Source organism: Nonomuraea turkmeniaca, assembly GCF_005889735.1.
Lineage (GTDB): Bacteria > Actinomycetota > Actinomycetes > Streptosporangiales > Streptosporangiaceae > Nonomuraea > Nonomuraea turkmeniaca.
In genome coordinates, this window is record NZ_VCKY01000215.1 from 1 (window position 1) to 18455 (window position 18455).

17 protein-coding genes are annotated in these 18455 nt (G+C 70.6%); 14 read left to right on the forward strand and 3 right to left on the reverse strand.

Annotation, left to right across the window (positions count from 1 at the left end; genetic code table 11):
• Positions 1-69: 69 nt before the first annotated feature.
• Complete coding sequence (locus ETD86_RS41930; protein WP_138672198.1) at positions 70-1287, reverse strand: MFS transporter; 1218 nt, start codon at positions 1285-1287, stop codon at positions 70-72.
• 89 nt (positions 1288-1376) lie between these two features.
• Here ETD86_RS41930 and sucC point away from each other — a divergent pair, with 89 nt between their 5' ends.
• The 6 genes from sucC to ETD86_RS41960 are packed head-to-tail and all read left to right on the forward strand — an operon-like array spanning position 1377 to position 8399.
• A complete protein-coding gene (sucC, locus tag ETD86_RS41935; protein ID WP_138672199.1) occupies positions 1377-2525 on the forward strand; it encodes an ADP-forming succinate--CoA ligase subunit beta in 1149 nt (382 codons plus the stop codon).
• 1 nt (position 2526) lies between these two features.
• A complete protein-coding gene (sucD, locus tag ETD86_RS41940; protein WP_246149073.1) occupies positions 2527-3492 on the forward strand; it encodes a succinate--CoA ligase subunit alpha in 966 nt (321 codons plus the stop codon).
• A 4-nt stretch (positions 3493-3496) separates the two neighbouring features.
• The gene (locus ETD86_RS41945; protein WP_138672200.1) at positions 3497-4276 is read left to right on the forward strand and encodes a hydroxypyruvate isomerase family protein; all 780 of its coding nucleotides are present in this window, start codon (positions 3497-3499) and stop codon (positions 4274-4276) included.
• Positions 4273-5133, forward strand: coding sequence for an NAD(P)-dependent oxidoreductase (locus ETD86_RS41950; RefSeq protein ID WP_138672201.1), 861 nt, complete (start codon positions 4273-4275; stop codon positions 5131-5133). Before ETD86_RS41945 ends, ETD86_RS41950 begins: the two co-directional genes overlap by 4 nt.
• Positions 5130-6851 (forward strand): glyoxylate carboligase, encoded by a 1722-nt coding sequence (gene gcl, locus ETD86_RS41955; RefSeq protein ID WP_138672202.1) that lies wholly within the window; start codon positions 5130-5132, stop codon positions 6849-6851. The genes ETD86_RS41950 and gcl overlap by 4 nt, the downstream gene beginning before the upstream one ends.
• A gap of 6 nt (positions 6852-6857) precedes the next feature.
• Positions 6858-8399, forward strand: a complete 1542-nt coding sequence (locus ETD86_RS41960; RefSeq protein ID WP_138672203.1) for an aldehyde dehydrogenase family protein — start codon at positions 6858-6860, stop codon at positions 8397-8399.
• A 23-nt stretch (positions 8400-8422) separates the two neighbouring features.
• On the opposite strand, the gene ETD86_RS41965 is transcribed toward ETD86_RS41960, so the two are convergent.
• Complete coding sequence (locus ETD86_RS41965) at positions 8423-8767, reverse strand: DUF6703 family protein (RefSeq protein WP_138672204.1); 345 nt, start codon at positions 8765-8767, stop codon at positions 8423-8425.
• 112 nt (positions 8768-8879) lie between these two features.
• Between ETD86_RS41965 and ETD86_RS41970 the strand changes: the two genes are divergently transcribed.
• From ETD86_RS41970 to ETD86_RS41980, 3 genes are all read left to right on the forward strand, one after another.
• Positions 8880-9158, forward strand: coding sequence for an antibiotic biosynthesis monooxygenase family protein (locus tag ETD86_RS41970; RefSeq protein WP_246149075.1), 279 nt, complete (start codon positions 8880-8882; stop codon positions 9156-9158).
• 95 nt (positions 9159-9253) lie between these two features.
• Entirely contained in the window at positions 9254-10639 is a 1386-nt protein-coding gene (locus ETD86_RS41975; RefSeq protein WP_138672206.1) for a glycine--tRNA ligase, read from the forward strand.
• 272 nt (positions 10640-10911) lie between these two features.
• A complete protein-coding gene (locus ETD86_RS41980) occupies positions 10912-14037 on the forward strand; it encodes a M14 family metallopeptidase (RefSeq protein WP_138672207.1) in 3126 nt (1041 codons plus the stop codon).
• Positions 14038-14117: 80 nt separating this feature from the next.
• Here ETD86_RS41980 and ETD86_RS41985 read toward each other — a convergent pair whose 3' ends face one another.
• Complete coding sequence (locus ETD86_RS41985) at positions 14118-15035, reverse strand: dienelactone hydrolase family protein (RefSeq protein WP_138672208.1); 918 nt, start codon at positions 15033-15035, stop codon at positions 14118-14120.
• A gap of 126 nt (positions 15036-15161) precedes the next feature.
• Between ETD86_RS41985 and ETD86_RS55945 the strand changes: the two genes are divergently transcribed.
• The 5 genes from ETD86_RS55945 to ETD86_RS42005 form a co-directional block, all read left to right on the forward strand.
• The gene (locus ETD86_RS55945) at positions 15162-15308 is read left to right on the forward strand and encodes a hypothetical protein (RefSeq protein WP_170223546.1); all 147 of its coding nucleotides are present in this window, start codon (positions 15162-15164) and stop codon (positions 15306-15308) included.
• Entirely contained in the window at positions 15305-16318 is a 1014-nt protein-coding gene (locus ETD86_RS41990) for an AAA family ATPase (protein ID WP_138672209.1), read from the forward strand. Before ETD86_RS55945 ends, ETD86_RS41990 begins: the two co-directional genes overlap by 4 nt.
• Positions 16315-17280, forward strand: coding sequence for a DUF58 domain-containing protein (locus ETD86_RS41995; protein WP_138672210.1), 966 nt, complete (start codon positions 16315-16317; stop codon positions 17278-17280). The genes ETD86_RS41990 and ETD86_RS41995 overlap by 4 nt, the downstream gene beginning before the upstream one ends.
• On the forward strand, positions 17277-18218 hold the full coding sequence (locus ETD86_RS42000; protein ID WP_138672211.1) for a VWA domain-containing protein: 942 nt from the start codon (positions 17277-17279) through the stop codon (positions 18216-18218). Before ETD86_RS41995 ends, ETD86_RS42000 begins: the two co-directional genes overlap by 4 nt.
• Positions 18215-18455, forward strand: a 241-nt coding sequence (locus ETD86_RS42005) for a hypothetical protein (protein ID WP_211370648.1), incomplete at its 3' end; no start/stop codon positions are given. The genes ETD86_RS42000 and ETD86_RS42005, both read left to right, overlap by 4 nt.

An 18455-nucleotide genomic window follows, 5' to 3' on the forward strand; every position in this document is an offset into this window, starting at 1 on the left:
TTTTCCCGCTGGCGCCCCCTTCCCGCCATTCTGTACGCCCCTATCGCGCGCCCGAAACCGTCCCGCCGATCACCCCAATGTTCTCTTTCTGTTCACCTTCTGTTCACCTTGTTCATATCTGCGTGCGGTGAAAGTTCCGGAACGACCTGGACGGCGTGGGCCCCCGCTCGCCGCGATGACGCCCAGCCACAGCAGCACGCCACCCGCCCAGCCCTCGCTCGGCGCCGCCACGCCCGCCTGCACCGCCCCGCCGGCATCTGCCAGCGGGCCGGTGGCCGGCGGCGCGGCGTCCAGGGTGGCGGCCGCGAGCAGGAGCTGGCCGAGCGCCAGCGCGCCCAGGACGGCGGCGAGCACCCGCCGCCGGCCGAACAACTCCGAGCAACGCATCGCCACCGAGCGGCTCGTGCCGTTGAGCGCCACCAGCAGGGCCACCGCGGCCCACGAGCCCGTGCCGGCCACGACGATCACGTCGAACACCGACACTGCGCCCGCGCACGTCAGGATGAGGGCGAGCGCCGGCAACGTGCGGGTGCGCAGCGCCTGCGGCAGCTTGAACTGCTTGGCGGCATCCGGCGTGATGCGTAGCCGCGCGGCGTTCAAAGCATGCGTGCGCGGGTCCACGTCGTCGGGCCACCACAGGGCGGGAGCGAGCCGCAGGTGCCGGGCCGCCGTGCCGATGACGGTCACCGCGACGACCGCGGCGACGAGGAAGGCGGCGGGCGTCGCCCCCGGGGCGATCCCGGCCCACACCAGCAGCGGGACGGCGCCGTACCCGAAGGCGCCGGTGATGAGCCCGACCCGGGCGGCGGGCCGCTCCGGGTACCAGGAGGAGACGACCTCGCCGCAGACCCCATAGACCAGGCCGGCACCCAGTCCGCCCAGCAGCGCGTAGCCGACGAGGGCGATCAGGCCGGGGCCGGCGATCGCCGGCGCGAGCAAGCCGGACCCGGTGAGCCCTGCGGCGGCGAGGCCGGGGCCGGTGAGTCCGGCCGCGGCCAGGCCCAGCCCGCTCAGCGCGGCGCCCGCGGCCAGCGCGTGGCGTACTCCGAGCCGGCCCCGGCGGACCAGGTGGAGTGCGGGCAGCGCGCCCGCGGCCTGGCCGGCGATCCAGACCGCCAGCAGGGTCAGCCCGGCGCCCTGCTGGGCGAGGAGTGCGGCGTAGCCGTACTGGAGCGGACTGATGGTCGCCATGGCGCCCCAGGCCAGCCAGAACATGCGGGTGCGGTCGGCGGGCACGGGCGCGGGGAGGTACACGCGCCCCCGCCAGTCCCTGATTGCATTCTCCATACCGTATGGAATATCCAGAAGACCGAGCCCTGTCGAGACCCTAGACGGAGAATACTCCATACGGTATACCGTAGACAAAGGAGGCTCGAATGGACCTGTACGAGTACCAGGCGAAGGAGCTCTTCGGGCGTCACGGGATCCCGGTCCCGGCAGGCAGAGTAGCGGCCACCCCGGCCGAGGCCCGCGAGATCGCGGCCGAGCTGAACGCGCCCGTAGTCATCAAGGCCCAGGTGAAGACCGGTGGACGGGGCAAGGCAGGCGGGATCAGACCGGCGGCGGGGCCGGTCTCGGCCGAGCAGGAGGCGGCCCGCGTGCTCGGGATGGACATCAAGGGTCACGTCGCCCGCCGCGTGCTGGTCGAGGCGGCGACCGTGCCGTTCGAGGAGTATTACGCGGCCTTCCTGGTGGACCGCACCGAAGGCGGCTTCCTGGCGATGGTGTCCGGCCAGGGCGGCATGGAGATCGAGGAACTGGCGGCCACCGACCCCGACGCCATCGTGAAACTGCCGATCGACCCGGTGACGGGGGTGGACGCGGACACCGCGCGGCTGCTGGCGGCCAAGAGCGGCCTGCCCGAGCAGGCGGCCGACACGCTGGAGAAGCTGTGGCGGGTGCTGGTCGAAGAGGACGCGCTGCTGGTCGAGGTCAACCCGCTGATCTGCACGACCGACCAGCACATCGTGGCGCTCGACGGCAAGGTGACCCTCGACGACAACGCGTACTTCCGGCACGCCTGGGAGTACGCCGAACGCACGGACAGTTTGGAAGACCGGGCCAGGGCCAAGGGTCTGAACTACGTCAAGCTGGACGGCCGGGTCGGCGTCATCGGCAACGGCGCGGGCCTGGTCATGAGCACCCTGGACGTGGTGGCCGCCTCACGAAGTGAGGCCATTAGCAGGGCCGCGCCCGCGAACTTCCTGGACATCGGCGGCGGCGCGTCCGCCCAGGTCATGGCGGACGGGTTGGAGATCATCCTGGCCGACCCGGACGTGCGCTCGGTGCTGGTCAACGTCTTCGGCGGCATCACGGCCTGCGACGCCGTCGCCAACGGCATCGTGACGGCACTCGAGCTCCTCGGCGAGCGCGGCCACGCCAGGCCCATCGTCGTACGGCTGGACGGCAACAACGCGGAAGTGGGGCGGCGCATCCTCAGCGAGGCCCGGCACCCGGCCGTCCGCCAGGTCTCCACCATGGACGGCGCCGCCGAGACGGCGGCCAGACTCGCGGCAGGTGCGTGAGATGGCGATCTTTCTGACCAAGGACAGCCGGGTGCTCGTGCAGGGCATGACGGGCGCGGAGGGCACCAGGCACACGTCCCGCATGCTGGCCGCGGGTACCGACGTCGTGGCCGGGGTGACCCCCGGCAAGGGCGGGCGATCGGTGGACTTCGGCGAGCGTACGGTGCCGGTGTTCGGCTCCGTGGCCGAGGCGATGGCCGAGACCGGGGCGGACGTGTCGGTGGTCTTCGTGCCGCCGAGGTTCACCGGCGGCGCCGTGGAGGAGGCGGTGGCGGCGGGCGTGCCGCTGTGCGTGGTGATCACCGAGGGTGTCCCGGTGCACGACGCGGTACGGTTCCGCGCCCTGGCGAACGGGCGTACCAGGATCATCGGGCCCAACTGCCCCGGCCTGATCAGCCCCGGGCAGTCGTCGGCCGGGATCATCCCCGCCGACATCACCTCGGCCGGCCGCATCGGCCTGGTCTCCAAGTCCGGCACGCTCACCTATCAGCTCATGTACGAGCTCCGCGACCTCGGCTTCTCCACCGCCGTCGGCATCGGCGGCGACCCCGTCGTCGGGACCACCCACATCGACTGCCTGCGGGCGTTCCAGGACGACCCGGGCACCGACGCCATCGTGATGATCGGCGAGATCGGCGGCGACGCCGAGGAGCGGGCGGCTGCCTTCATCGCCGAGCACGTCACCAAGCCCGTCGTGGCCTATGTCGCCGGCTTCACGGCGCCGGAGGGCAAGACCATGGGGCACGCGGGCGCCATCGTGTCCGGCTCGTCCGGCACCGCGCAGGCCAAGAAAGAGGCCCTGGAAGCGGTCGGGGTGCGGGTCGGCCGAACCCCGTCGGAGACAGCCCGCCTCATGCGCTCCGCTCTGAGCGAGGGAGTGCCGTCGTCTGGAGGAGCGGCGGGAGCGGAGCGACCAGAGCGGGGGAAGGCGGCGGCGTATGGCGACCGAGCCCGCCTCACGGAGTGAGGCCATGAACACGTATGTCGTGAGGTTCGATGTCAACCTGTCCATTCTCTTCACCGACCTGCCGTTGTTGGAGCGGCCCGCCGCGGCGGCCAAGCACGGGTTCGACGCCGTCGAGCTGTGGTGGCCGTTCGACGGCCCCGACCCGACCGAGGCAGAGTTGGCGGCGCTGCGGCAGGCCGTCGAGGACGCCGGGGTGCGGCTCGCCGGGCTGAACTTCGACGCCGGCGACATGGCCGCGGGCGAGCGCGGCCTGCTGGCCAGGCCGGACGGCTCGGCCCGGTTCCAGGCCAATATCGAGGCCGCCGTCCGGCTGGCCGGCGAGCTGGGCTGTGGAGTGCTCAACGCCCTGTACGGCAACGGCCCGGACACCGACAGGGACCTGGCCGTGGCCAACCTGCGCAGGGCCGCGGACGCGGCGGCCGGCATCGGCGCGACCGTGGTGGTCGAGGCCCTCAACTCCCACGAGAACCCGAACTATCCGATCACGTCGTCGCAGGCGGCGTTCGAGCTGATCGACGAGGTGGACCGGGAGAACGTGGCCTTCCTGGCCGACCTCTACCACCTGCACCGCATGGGCGAGGACGTGCTCGCGCTCATCGACCGGCACTGCGCACGGTTCGGCCACGTGCAGATCGCCGACGACCCCGGCAGGGGACGGCCGGGGACCGGGCGGATGCCGTACCCGGAGATCTTCGCGCGGCTGGAGGCCGCGGGCTATCGGGGACACATCGGCCTGGAGTACCGGCACGAAGGGCCGGGCGCGTTCGACTGGAGGCAAGGATGAACATCGGGTTCGTCGGCTTGGGGATCATGGGCAGCCCGATGGCGGCCAACCTCCTCAAAGCCGGACATGTCGTGACCGGGTATGACGTGAGCGCCGAGCGCACCGACCAGCTCGCCGGCCTGGGCGGCAAGGGCGCGTCGAGCGTGGTCGACGCGGTCGCCGGCGCGGACGTCGTGATCACCATGCTGCCCGACTCGCCGCAGGTCGAGGAGGTCGCGCCGCTGGTCATCGAGTACGGCCGCCCGAACCTCCTCTACGTCGACATGAGCACCATCAAGCCGGAGACCTCCCGCTGGGTGGCGCGGCAGGCGGCGGCCGTCGGCGTACGGGCGATGGACGCCCCGGTCAGCGGCGGCGAGCGCGGCGCTGTCGACGGCACTTTGTCGATCATGGTCGGCGGCGCCGTCGAAGACGTGGAGGCGGTCCGCCCGATCCTGTCGACGCTCGGCACGACCGTCGTGCACGTCGGCCCCGCCGGCGCCGGCCAGACCGTGAAGGCGGCCAACCAGCTCGTCGTCGGCGGCATCTACGGGCTGGTGGCGGAGGCCATCGTGCTGCTGGAGGCGTCCGGCGTGGACCCGGCGGGCGGGCTCGACGTGCTCGCGGGCGGCCTGGCCGGCTCCAGGATCCTGGAGCTCAAGCGGCACACCATGGTCAAGCGCGAGTTCGCCCCCGGGTTCCGCATCGACCTGCACCACAAGGACATGGGCATCGCCCTCGCCGCCGCCCGCGAGGCCGGGGTCAGCCTGCCGCTCACCGGGCAGGTCGCCCAGCTCGTGGCCGCGGCCAGGGCGCAGGGCCACGGCTCGCTCGACCACTCCGCCCTGCTCAAGGTCGTCGAAAGGCTCAACAGATGAATCGGATTCCGTGCATGGAGGCCGTGGTGGCGGTGCTGGAGTCGGAGGGGGTGGACACCGTCTTCGGCATCCCCGGGGCGGCCATCCTGCCGCTCTACGCCGCGCTCCAGCACAGCTCGATCAGGCACATCACGGTACGCCACGAGGAAGGCGGCACCCACGCGGCCGACGGCTGGGCCCGGGTGACGGGGAACGTCGGCGTCTGCATCGGCACGTCGGGCCCCGCCGGCACCAACATGATCACCGGCCTCTACACCGCTCTGGCCGACTCGATCCCGATGATCTGCATCACCGGCCAGGCCCAGACCTCCAAGCTCCACCAGGAGGCGTTCCAGGCGGTCGACATCGTGGAGATCGCCCGGCCGGTGACCAAGTGGGCGGTGCAGCTCAAGGAGCCCGCCCAGGCGCCGTGGGTGTTCAGGGAGGCGTTCAGGATCGCGCGGTCCGGCCGGCCCGGCCCTGTGCTCATCGACCTGCCGATCGACGTGCAGCGTGGCACCTGCCTGTACGACCGGGACCTGGACGCGCCGCTGCCCGTCGAGGTGCCCAGGCCGCTGCCCCGGGCCGTGCGCGCGGCGGTGGACATGGTGTCGGCGGCCAGGCGGCCGATCATCCTGGCCGGCGGCGGAGTGATCATCGGCGACGCCACCGAGGAGTTGCGTGCGCTGGCCGAGCACCTGCAGGTGCCGGTGCAGGTGACACTCATGGGCAAGGGCGCCTTCCCCGAGGACCACCCGCTGTTCGCCGGCATGGCCGGCATCCAGACCCAGACGCGGTGGGGCAACGCCGCGTTCATGGAAAGCGACCTGGTGCTGGCCGTGGGGGCGCGCTTCGGGGACCGGCACACCGGCGACCTCGACGTTTACCGCAGGGGCCGGACGTTCATCCACGTGGACATCGAGCCCACGCAGCTCGGCCGGGTCTTCGAGCCCGACCTGGGGATCGTCGGGCACGCCCGGCCGGTGCTGGCGGAGTTGCTGGACGAGGCGCGCCGTCGTACCGACAGGAGAGCCCCGGGCACGTGGGTGCGCAAGGTCGCCGACCTGCGCCGCACGATGGGCCGCCGGGACGATTTCGAGGACGTGCCGATCAAGCCGCCACGGGTGTTCAAGGAGATCAACGAGTTCTTCGACCGGGACACGACGTTCGTCACCGCCATCGGGCTCTACCAGATCTGGTCGGGCCAGTTCCAGACGACCTACCTGCCGCGCCGCTACCTGGTGTGCGGGCAGGCCGGGCCGCTGGGCTGGGAGATCCCGGCCGCGATGGGTGTCAAGTGCGCCCATCCCGAGCGGCAGGTCGTGGCCGTGGTGGGCGACTACTCCTTCCAGTTCCTCATGGAGGAGATCGCGGTGGCCGCCCAGTACCGCATCCCGTTCGTCATCGTCATGATCAACAACGAGTACCTCGGGCTGATCAGGCAGGCCGAGATCCCGTACGGCATGAACTACGCCGTGGACCTGCACTACGGCGAGGGCGGCATCGACCACGTCAAGGCGATGGAGGCGTTCGGCTGCCCGGCCCGCCGGGTGGAGGTGCCCGGGGACCTGCGGGACGCGCTGGCATGGGCGTCGGCCGAGGCGGCGCGCGAGCGGCTGCCTGTCCTGGTCGAGGTGATGGTCGAGCGCGAGGCCAACGCCGCCATGGGGCCCTCGCTGGAAGCGATCAAGGAGTTCGAGCCGCTGCCCGAGCTCATCACCGCCGACTGGTCCGACTGAGGAGGGATGCACATGCGGCTCAAACCGGGTACGGCCTGGCGGGACGCGTACGACCGCTGCTGTGCGGCGGCGCCCGAGGCCTTCCACGACGACCGGGTGCTCAACCACTGGGGTGGCGTCTGGCACCGCGACGGGCGCCCCGTGCCCGGGTTCTCGCCCCTGGACGGCACCGCCATCGCCGGGCCGCCCAGGCTGGACCGGGCCGGCGCGGGGCGGGCGGTGGCCGGGGCGGTCGAGGAGCACCGGCGCTGGCGGCACCTGCCGCTCGACGAGCGCAAGGCCATGGTCTCGGCCGCGGTCGAATCCATGGCGGCCCACCGCGACCTGCTGGCCCTGCTGCTGGTCTGGGAGATCGGCAAACCGTGGAAGACGGCCTGCGCGGACGTGGACCGCTGCCTGGACGGCGTGCGGTGGTACCTCGCCGAGGTCGACCGCATGGTCGGGGGCCGCACGCCGCTGCCGGGGCCGGTCAGCAACATCGCCAGCTGGAACTATCCGATGAGCGTGCTCATGCACGCCATGCTCGTGCAGGCGCTGGCCGGCAACGCGGTCATCGCCAAGACCCCCACGGACGGGGGCCTGAGCTGTCTCACCCTCGCCTGCGCGCTCGCCGTGCGGGAGGGGCTGCCGTTCACGCTGGTCAGCGGGGGCGGCTCGGAGTTGTCGCCGGTGCTGGTGGCGGGACGCTCACTCGGATGCGTGTCGTTCGTCGGCGGCAGAAGCGCCGGGGCGAAGGTCGCCACCTCCGTGGCCGACCTCGGGCGCCGGCACGTGCTGGAGCAGGAGGGGCTCAACTGCTGGGGCGTGTGGGAGTACGGCGAGTGGGACCTGCTCACCCGGCAGATCTGGGCGTCGTTCGACTACGGCAAGCAGCGGTGTACGGCCTACCCGCGGTTCGTGGTGCAGCGGTCGTTGTTCCACGAGTTCCTGCAGGCATATCTGGCGGCGGTCGGATCGTTGCGCTTCGGGCACCCGCTCGCCGTCGAAGACCCCGATGACCCGCTGCCTCAGCTGGACTTCGGCCCGCTGATCAACGCCTCGAAGGCCAAGGAACTGGCCGACCAGGTGGACGAGGCCATCGCGCGGGGCGGCGTGCCGATCCATCGGGCGTCCCTCGACGCCGGACATTTCCTGCCGGGGCAAGATATTTCCGCTTACTTTGCCCCGACGGCCCTCCTCAACCCGCCACCGTCCTCGCCACTCCACCACGCCGAGCCCTTCGGCCCGGCCGACACGATCGTGCTGGTGGACACCGAAGCGGAGCTGCTGGCCGCCATGAACGCCAGCAACGGCGCCCTCGTCGCCACCCTGTCCTGCGACGAGGAGGAGACCTTCCACCGGCTGTCGCCCGAGGTGCGGGCCTTCAAGGTCGGTCACAACCGGCCGCGCTCACGAGGCGACCGCGACGAGCTCTTCGGCGGCCTCGGCGCCTCCTGGCGCGGCGCTTTCGTCGGCGGCGACCTCCTGGTCAGGGCCGTGACCGTGGGCCCGGACGCCGAACGCCTCCCGGGCAACTTCCCCCACTACACCCTGCTGCCTCGGATCTAGGGTCGCCCTGGATCAGGGTTGGCTTAGATCAGGCCGAAGCGGGTCGCCGCGAGCAGCACCAGAAAGGTCATCATGGCGACCCGCAACACCTTCGCGCCCACCCGCAGCGACGGCCAGGACAGATACGCCAGCCACGCCACGAACGCCAGCACGACCAGCGCCGCCGCCCCGCCCAGCGGGTTGGTCACGGCGAACCCGGCCAGCATCAGCACCACCAGCAGCACGGGCGGCACCCACCGGGGCACCTGCGTGAACAGGTAGGTCATCGGCACCGAGCTCCGCTGCTCCACGGCCTTGCGCAGTCCGGTCGCGCCCGGCGTGAAGAACCGCTCCCCCTGGGGGAGCGGGCGCTTGTTGTTCGCAGCCACGCCCCGAGCCTACGGGACTCGGGGTGACACCTGCGCGGGATGCGTCGACGAACACCTCACCTATGGGCCCGTGGTGGAGCTGGTTCACCTCTAGGCTGGTCAGGTGCTCGCCGTGATCCGATACACCGTCCCAGAGTCCCAGTCCCAAGACTTCGTCAAGCAAGGCCACACCATCCTCGAGACGTTCGCCGCCCAACCCGGCTACCAGCGTGGCAGGCTGGCCCGGTCGGTCGATGAGCCCAATCTGTGGGCGCTGGTCACGGAGTGGGAGGGGGCCGGGTTCTACCGCAGGGCGCTCTCCGCCGCCAGGATGGTGATGTATCCGCTGATGATTCTCATGGTCAACGAGCCCAGCGCGTTCGAGGACGTTTACCTACAGGACGGCGCGTAGACAATTCTCGCGCGCGAGAACCTGTGGGCGTCCCCTAAGCTGGGAGCTCATCAATTTCACTCGCCGACCTCCAGCCGGAAAGAGAACCAACCACAATGGCACGACGCACCGACGTCATGGACACCATCGTCAGCCTCGCCAAACGCCGCGGGCTCGTATACCCGTCGAGCGAGATTTACGGCGGACTGCGCGCGTCGTGGGACTACGGTCCACTGGGTGTCGAGCTGAAGAGCAACGTCAAGCGGCAGTGGTGGCTGTCGATGGTCCAGGCCCGCGAGGACATCGTCGGCCTCGACTCCAGCGTCATCCTGGCGCCCGAGGTGTGGCGGGCCAGCGGCCACGTCGACACCTTCACCGACCCGCTGACCGAGTGCCTGTCCTGCCACAAGCGCTTCCGGGCCGATCACCTCATCGAGGCGTACGAGGAGAAGAACGGCAAGACGCCGGAGGGCGGCCTGGCCGACATCACCTGCCCCAACTGCGGCAACAAGGGCACCTTCACCGAGCCTCGGCAGTTCAGCGGCCTGCTCAAGACGTTCCTCGGCCCGGTCGAGGACGAGTCGGGCCTGGCCTACCTGCGCCCCGAGACCGCGCAGGGCATCTTCATCAACTACCTCAACGTGCAGCAGTCGGCGCGTAAGAAGATCCCGTTCGGCATCGGCCAGGTCGGCAAGTCGTTCCGCAACGAGATCACGCCGGGCAACTTCATCTTCCGCACCCGCGAGTTCGAGCAGATGGAGATGGAGTTCTTCGTCAAGCCGGGCACGGACGAGGAGTGGCACCAATACTGGATCGACGAGCGCTTCCGCTGGTACTCCGATCTCGGCATCAACAAGGACAATCTCCGGCTCTACGAGCACCCCAAGGAGAAGTTGTCCCATTACTCCAAGCGCACCGTCGACGTCGAATACCGATTCAACTTCGCCGGCTCGGAATGGGGTGAGCTCGAAGGCATCGCCAACCGTACCGACTTCGACCTGACCGCCCACTCCAAGGCGTCGGGCGTCGACCTCAGCTTCTTCGAGCAGGACACCGGGGAGCGTTACGTCCCCTACGTCATCGAGCCCGCGGCGGGTGTCGACCGGGCCACGCTGACGTTCCTGCTGGACGCCTACAGCGAGGACGAGGCGCCCAACGCCAAGGGCCAGATGGAGAAGCGCACGGTCATGCGGCTCGACCACCGGCTCGCCCCGGTCAAGGCCGCGGTGCTGCCGCTGTCGCGCAACGCCGACCTGTCGCCGAAGGCCCGTGACCTGGCCGCGCAGCTGCGCCGCCGGTGGAACGTCGAGTTCGACGACGCGGGCGCCATCGGCCGCCGCTACCGGCGTCAGGACGAGATCGGCACGCCGTTCTGCATCACGGTCGACTTCGACACGCTGGAGGACCAGGCGGTCACGATCCGCGAGCGGGACAGCATGGCCCAGGAGCGCATCTCCATCGAAGGCGTGGAGTCGTATCTCCGCCAGCATCTGAACGACTGACTCCTGGATGAAGGGGCCGCCTGCCGTACTTCGGCCGGCGGCCCTTCGCTTGGCAGCGGGTGTGTGATCGCAGGCGAGGGCCCACGCCGCGACGCGCGCACGCTCGCCCGGCTCCGTGGTTCCACGACGCCCATTCGCGGAACTGTACGGAGCCGGACTCGCACCGGATCAGGATTGACCGGATGTGGCCGTGATGATTGACAAGAGTCCGGCAGACACGGAGATTGCGGGCATCCCTAGCGGTATTCGGGGGCCGACTTCTCGGAGGCGCGATGAAGCGCATACTCATCATGTTCGCCGGCATGCTTCTGTTACTCGGTTCGGTCACCGCACCCCCTGCCTCGGCGGTGCAGAAACCGGAACCGGCGGCCGGACCCGACGGTGTGTTCGTCTACACCGGCGAGCTCACCGCCGGCCAGATGGCCAGGCTCGTCGCGGCAGGCGTGGACCGCGAGGAGATGAGGATCGTCAAGCGGGCCGACGGCAAGGTCACCATCGAGGTGATCCTCGCCTCCGCGCTGGCCGACTCGCTCGCCAAGCAAGGCATCTCCCTCACCGCCCAGAACGCGAACAGGGCGCGGCTCGCGCAGAAGGGCGACGGGGTCTTCAAACGGTATGCGGGCGCGGGCGGCATCCGCGAGGAGATCATCGCCGCGGCCAACGCCAAGCCGGGCATCGCGAAGGTCGTCGACCTCGGCAACAGCCTCAACGGCACGCCGATCACCGCGATCAAGGTGACCAAGGACGCCCGCAAGCTGCGTGACGGCAGCCGGCCGGCCATGATGTACATGGCGGCCCAGCACGCCCGCGAGTGGATCACGCCTGAGATGGTGCGGCGGCTGCTGCACCACTTCCTCGACGGCTACGGGAGCAACGCCGAGCTGACGCAGCTGGTCAACACGACGGAGCTGTGGTTCCTGCCGGTCGCCAACCCGGACGGCTACGACTACACCTTCACGCCGGACAACCGGCTGTGGCGCAAGAACCTGCGGGACAACGACGGCGACGGGCAGATCACCAGCAACGACGGCGTCGACCCCAACCGTAACTTCGCCTACAAGTGGCGTTACGACGACGAGGGCTCGTCGAGTCTCATCTCCAGCCAGACCTACCGCGGCGCGGCGGCCCAGTCGGAGCCGGAGACCGTGGCGCTGGACAACCTCACCAAGCGGGTGCAGTTCAAGTACCTGCTGAACTACCACTCCGCGGCCATGCTGCTGCTGTACGGCATCGGCTGGCAGCAGGCCACCCCGTCGCCCGACGACCTGATCTTCGAGGCCATGCTGGGTGACGACGCGAACCCGGCGGTGCCGACGTACGACCCGGACATCGGTGCCGAGCTCTATACCACCAATGGCGAGACCGACGGCCACATGACCAACCTGCGCGGCATCATGTCGATCACGCCGGAGATGTCCACGTGCGAGGCGGCGGCCGAGCGTAACCCCAACGACGAGTGGACGCTCGAGGACTGTGCCGGCGGGCTCGGGTTCACCTTCCCCGACGACGAGGAGCTGATCCAGGAGGAGTTCACCATGAACGTCCCCCTGGCTCTGGCCGCGGCCAAGACCGTGCACACGCCGGACAAGCCGGTCTCCGTGGTCGGGCGCACGGTGCCCGACTTCGCACCGGACTCCTTCACCGTCTCGTACGGTGACCCGCAGCCCGTGGCCGTGACCGCCCGCCGGTCCCTGGCGGCCAAGGTGCTGCGCTTCCGCATCAACGGCGGCCCAGCGCAGATCAGGCCGCTCAGCGAATGGAAGGGCGGCGAGCGGTACGGCGGCGAGAACGACCTGTACTTCGCGGAATACCGGGGCACCGTGAGCGGGGCGAAACCGGGCGACAAGGTCGAGGTCTGGTTCCAGGGCTTCAAGCCCGGGACCGGTGTCGTCTCCAGCCCGCACTTCACCTACACGCTGGCCAAGGACTCCCCGGCGAAGGTCCTGGTGATCGCCAACGAGGACTACACCGGCTTCAACCCGGACTACCCGCCCTCGGTGACCGCGCCCAAGTACACCGCGAAGTACCAGCAGGCGCTCAAGGCCGCCGGGTACGCGTCCGAGACCTGGGACGTCGACTCCCAGGGCGTGCCGCACCACCTGGGCGTGCTGTCGCACTTCAAGGGGCTCGTCTGGGAGCTGGGCGACAACCGGCTGTCCATGGACCAGCAGGACCTGGTGACGGTCACGCCGCTCGGCAACCTGCCCGACGCCGACGTCAAGCCGTCGCAGCAGTACCTGACGGTCGCCATCCGCGACTACCTCAACGAGGGCGGCAAACTCCTCTACACCGGCGAGACCGCCGCGTACTACGGCATTCTCGACACCATCGTCGGCGGCATCTACTACGGCATCGACGGCAACCCGGACGGCGACTGCGTGATCACCACCATCCAGGGCCTGTTCGACGAGTGCCTGCTGCTTGCCGACGACTTCACCCAGTACTACCTGGGCGTCGGCGGCCGTATCCCGCGCGGCAACCCGACCGGCTTCACCGGCACGGGACCGCTGGCCGGGACGAGCGGCACGTTCGGCGGACCGGCCACCGTCGACAACCCGGTGGACGAGGCCGGCGTCCTGCTGCCCATGGGCACGGACTTCCCGCGCTTCACCGGCACACCGGCGGCGGACTACCGGCTGGGTACCCCCGGTCCGTTCGACCCGATCGAGGGCCAGTGGTACATCAACGGCTCGCACGCCGACGACTCGTACATGCGGCTGACCAGGACAATCAACCTGGGCTCCGTGACGGCGGCGCAGCAGCCGCAGCTGGCGTTCCAGCTGTCCTTCGACACCGAGCCCGGGTACGACAACGTCATCGTCGAGGCCCACACGGTCGGCCAGGACAACTGGACGACGCTGCCGGACCTCAACGGCGGCACCGACACCACGGTGCCCACCGAGTGCGAGGCCGGGTTCCTCCTGGAGGAGCACCCGTGGCTGCTGCACTACCTGACCCCGGGCAACCCTTGCACGGCCACCGGGACCAGCGGCTCGTGGAACCGGTTCACCGAGAACTCGGGCGGCTGGCAGCAGGTGGCCTTCGACCTGTCCGCTTACGCGGGGCAGCAGGTCGAGGTGTCGATCAGCTACGTGACCGACCCGGCCACCGGCGGGGTGGGCGCGTTCGTGGACGACACCAGGGTGACCACCACGGGTGCGAGCTCTGGCACGCTGGACGCCGAGGGCTTCGAGAGCGGGCTCGGCCCGTGGGCGATCCCCGGACCTCCGGCGGGCAGCCCGACCGGCGGCGGCGACTTCGCCCGGGCCGAGGCCGACAAGACGGCGGCCGTGACCACCAAGGACACGGTGTTGCTCGGATTCGGGCTGGAGCAACTGGCCGGAGACAGTGAGCGGAACGCGACCCTGAAGAAGGTGATGAAGTATCTGATCGGCTGACCCGTGCATGACGGACGGCCACCCCCTTCGCGGGGGTGGCCGTCCTATGGTGACCGGCCCCTTCCGGGCGGCCGGGATGATCAGGACAGATGGCGGTCGAACCAGGCCAGGACCCGCTCGTACGCCTGGGCGGCCGCCTGAGCGTTGTACCGCTGTCCCGTGTCGTTGAAGAACGCGTGCCCGACCCCGGGGAACGTCACGATCTCGTGCGTCAGCCCCGCCTTCTCCAGGGCGGCCTCGGCGGCGTCCCTGCTGGCGTTGACGCGATCGTCCTGCTCAGCGTAGATCCCGAGGACGGCGGCCTTGGTGCCGGCCATGTCGGCGTTGTCCGGCAGCGGCCCGTAGAACGGCGCCGCGGCGGCCAGGCGGGGCTCCGCGGACGACAGCAGCAACCACGTCATCCCGCCGCCGAAGCAGAAGCCCATCATGCCGAGCTTCGCCCCCTCGGCACGCCGCCCCAGCTCGCCCACCGCGGCCTTCATGTCGGCCCCGAACCGCTCCGGCGGGATCTCCCCGAGCTTGGCGGTGGCCTGCGCGGTGTCGGTGAACGACGCGGTGCCGCCCTCCCGGGACAGCAGGTCGACGGCCATGGCCGAGTAGCCGCTGGCGGCCAGGCGGCCGGCGACCGAGCGGATGTGGTCGGTGAGGCCGCGGTTCTCGTGGATCACCAGGACCGCACCCTTGGCGTCCCCTTCGGCGGCCGCCCACGCGGCCTGCAACGTCGTGCCCTCGCGCCCGGCGAACGTGATCGCCTCCGTAGGCAGCGGCGAAGGCCCCGCCGGGCTCGCCGTCGTGGTGGCCGGGGCGGGCGAGCTCGGCGCCGTGGTGGTGGGCGTGGCCGCTTCCTCGGGCGCGCCACAGGCGGCCAGGAGGGCCGTGGCGGCAGGCAGGCCCAGGCCCAGCAGCGCGAGTCGCCGCAGCGCCTCGCGGCGTGGGATCAGGCCATCCACGTGGTCGTGGGCCACCTCTTCTGCGAGATAGCGCTGGATGGGCGTCATGCCGGAGGTCTACCCCGCTCCACCGAAAAATCGTGTAAAGGCGAGGGTTACGCCGGTTTTCGCGGTCGCCTGATGACATGCCTCTTAAGCCCGATATGAGGGCCGATACGAGGGACAAGGGAAACCATGCGTACATCTCGTTTCGCTGTTGTGTTGCTGGCCGTCGGTGCGGCGCTGATGACGGGGAGCGCCGCGTTCGCCGAACCCGAGCCGAACGCGCTGGAGCTACGGGTCGTCGTGGACGACTGCCCCCTGACGGACGTGCAGCCATGACGGATACCGCGCTCCTGGAAAGAGCGCTGTTCGAGGTCAAGCGGGTGATCGTCGGGCAGGATCACATGGTCGAGCGGCTGCTCGTGGCGGTGCTCGCCAAGGGGCACTGCCTGCTCGAAGGCGTGCCCGGCATCGCCAAGACGCTCGCCGCCGAGACCTTGGCGACCGTGGTCGGCGGCACGTTCGCACGGATCCAGTTCACGCCCGACCTGGTGCCGTCCGACATCGTGGGCACCAGGATCTACCGGCCGTCGACCGAGAGTTTCGACATCGAGCTGGGCCCGGTCATGGCCAACCTGCTGCTGGCCGACGAGATCAACAGGGCTCCCGCGAAGGTGCAGTCGGCCCTGCTGGAGATCATGGCCGAGCGGCAGGTCAGCATCGGCGGCGTCACCCACGACGTGCCGACGCCGTTCCTGGTGCTGGCCACGCAGAACCCGATCGAGTCCGAAGGCGTCTACCACCTGCCCGAGGCGCAGCGCGACCGCTTCCTCATGAAGATCGACGTGGACTATCCCAGCGAATCGGAGGAGCTGGCGATCGTCTACCGCATGAGCGTGGACCCGCCCACACCTCAGCAGATCCTCGACCCCGCCCTGGTCGCCGCCTTGCAGCGGCGGGCCGAGCAGGTCTTCGTGCATCACGCGGTCGCCGAGTACGCCGTCCGCCTCGTCTACGCCACCCGCGACCCCGACCGGTACGGGGTGCAGGACGTGCGGCGGCTGCTGGCGTTCGGCGCGAGCCCCAGGGCCACGCTCGGGCTGCTGGCGGCCGGCCGCGGGCTGGCGCTCATGCGGGGGCGCGACTACGTGCTGCCGGAGGACGTACGGGACGTGGCGCACGACGTCATGGCCCACCGGCTGGTGCTCTCCTTCGACGCGCTGGCCGACGGCGTGATGCCCAGGCAGATCGTGGAGCGGGTGCTGGCCGCCGTGCCGCTGCCGGTCATCGCCCCGCAGCAGCACGAGGGGCATCCCGAGGCGCCGCATCAGCAGGAAGCCGTGGCATGAAGCCGTACCTGATGGCAGAGCCCGCGCTGCGCAGGCTCGAGCTGACGATCACCAGGAGGCTGGATGGACTGCTCCAGGGCGAACATCTGGGGCTGCTGCCGGGTCCCGGGAGCGAGCCGGCGGAGACCAGGCCGTACCAGCCGGGCGACGACGTGCGGCGGATGGACTGGAACGTCACCGCCCGCACGAACGAGCCCCATGTGCGCGACCTGGTCGCCGACCGCGAGCTGGAGATCTGGGCCCTGCTCGACGCCACCGCCAGCATGGACTTCGGCACCGCGGCGATGGAGAAGCGGGAGCTGGCCCTGTCCGCCCTGGCCGCGATCGGCTTCCTCACCCAGCGGACCGGCAACCGCATCGGCACCCACATGCTGCACGGCGGCGGCGTCAGGACGCTGCCCGCCAGGACGGGCCGGCCGCACCTGATGGCGCTGCTGCAGGCGGCGTTCGCCCTGCCCCGCACCCGGCCCGGGGTGGCCGAGCCGCTGCTCGGCGTGGCGGCCGAGCAACTGGGCCGGGTGGTACGCCGCCGCGGTCTGATGGTCGTCGTGTCCGACTTCCTGGACGCACCGGAGACGTGGGAACTGCCGCTGCGCAAGCTCACCGCCCGGCACCAGGTGCTGGCCGTGGAGGTGCTCGACCCGCGCGAGCTGGCCCTGCCGAACGTGGGGATCCTGACGCTGATCGACCCGGAGACCGGGCGGCGACGTGAGGTCGCGACCTCCAACGCGCGGCTGCGGCGCAGGTACGCCGAGGCGGCGGAGGCGCAACGCGATGCCATATCGCAGGCCATGCGCCGGGCCGGTGCCACCCACCTGCGGTTGCGTACCGACCGGGACTGGGTGCGAGACCTGGTCAAGCACGTCATGAGACAGCGCCGCCTGGCCGCGCTGGCCGCCACCCCCGTCCTGTCCACCCGTCCGAGGACGGACGGGCCGCCCAGGGGAGGTGATGTGGCGTGACGTTGCTCGCACCCATCTGGTTGTTGCTGCTCATTCCGGTGGCGCTGCTCGCCGTCACCTACGTGGTGGTGGCGCTGCGGCGGACCGCGTACGCCGTCCGCTTCACCAACCTCGACCTGCTCGACAAGGTCGCGCCGCGAGGGCCGGGCTGGCGGCGGCACGTGCCGGCGGTGGCGCTGCTGTTCATGTTCGCCCTGCTCGTGGTGGGCTTCGCCCGGCCGACGGCCGAGGTGACGGTGCCCAGGGAACGGGCGACGATCATGGTGGCGTTCGACGTGTCCGCGTCCATGGGCGCCACCGACGTCTCCCCGAACCGGTTCGAGGCGGCCAAGCAGGCGGCCAGGCAGTTCGTGCAGGGCCTGCCCGAGCGGTTCAACCTGGGGCTGGTGTCGTTCTCGTCCGCGGCCTCGGTGGCCGTGCCGCCGACCACGGACCGGCAGACGGTGCTGATGGCGCTCGACCGGCTCAGCACGGCCTCCGGCACCGCGATCGGCGAGGCCGTCTACTCCTCGCTGGAGGCCATCGCCTCGCTCGACACGGAGGAGGAGGTGCCGCCCGCGCACATCGTGCTGCTGTCGGACGGCTCCAACACCACCGGCCGCACGCTCTCCGACGCGGCGGCCGAGGCGGCCAACCGGGGCATCCCGGTCACCACCATCGCGTACGGCACACCGGACGGCACCATCAGGCTCTCCGGCCGCGACGTGCCGGTTCCGGTGGACGGGCCCGCGCTGCGCGGCCTGGCCCAGGCGGCGGGCGGCGGCTTCTACGAGGCGGCGAGCGGCGACGAGTTGCAGGCGGTCTACGACGACATCGGCACCTCGGTCGGCTACCGGACCGAGCGTCAGGAGGTTTGGCAATGGTTCGTGGCGGCAGGCCTGATCTCCGCGTTGATCGCGGCGGTGACGTCGATGTTGTGGTTCTCGAGGCTCCCATGAGGGGGCTGGGCAGCCCGCGCGGGCCGGAGTTCCGCACCCTGCCGATGGAGGACCGCCCCGATTTGGTCGTGATGCCCGGCGGCACGGTTCCCAGGACGGCCCCGCCGACACCCAAGGCCCCGCCCAGGGGACGCTTGCTGGTGGCCGCCGCGCTCGTCGCGGCGGTCACCGGGGCGGCGGCGGGTGTGACGGGGGCCCGGCTCTTCGAAGGGTCCGAGCCGGCCCCCGCGGCCGCCC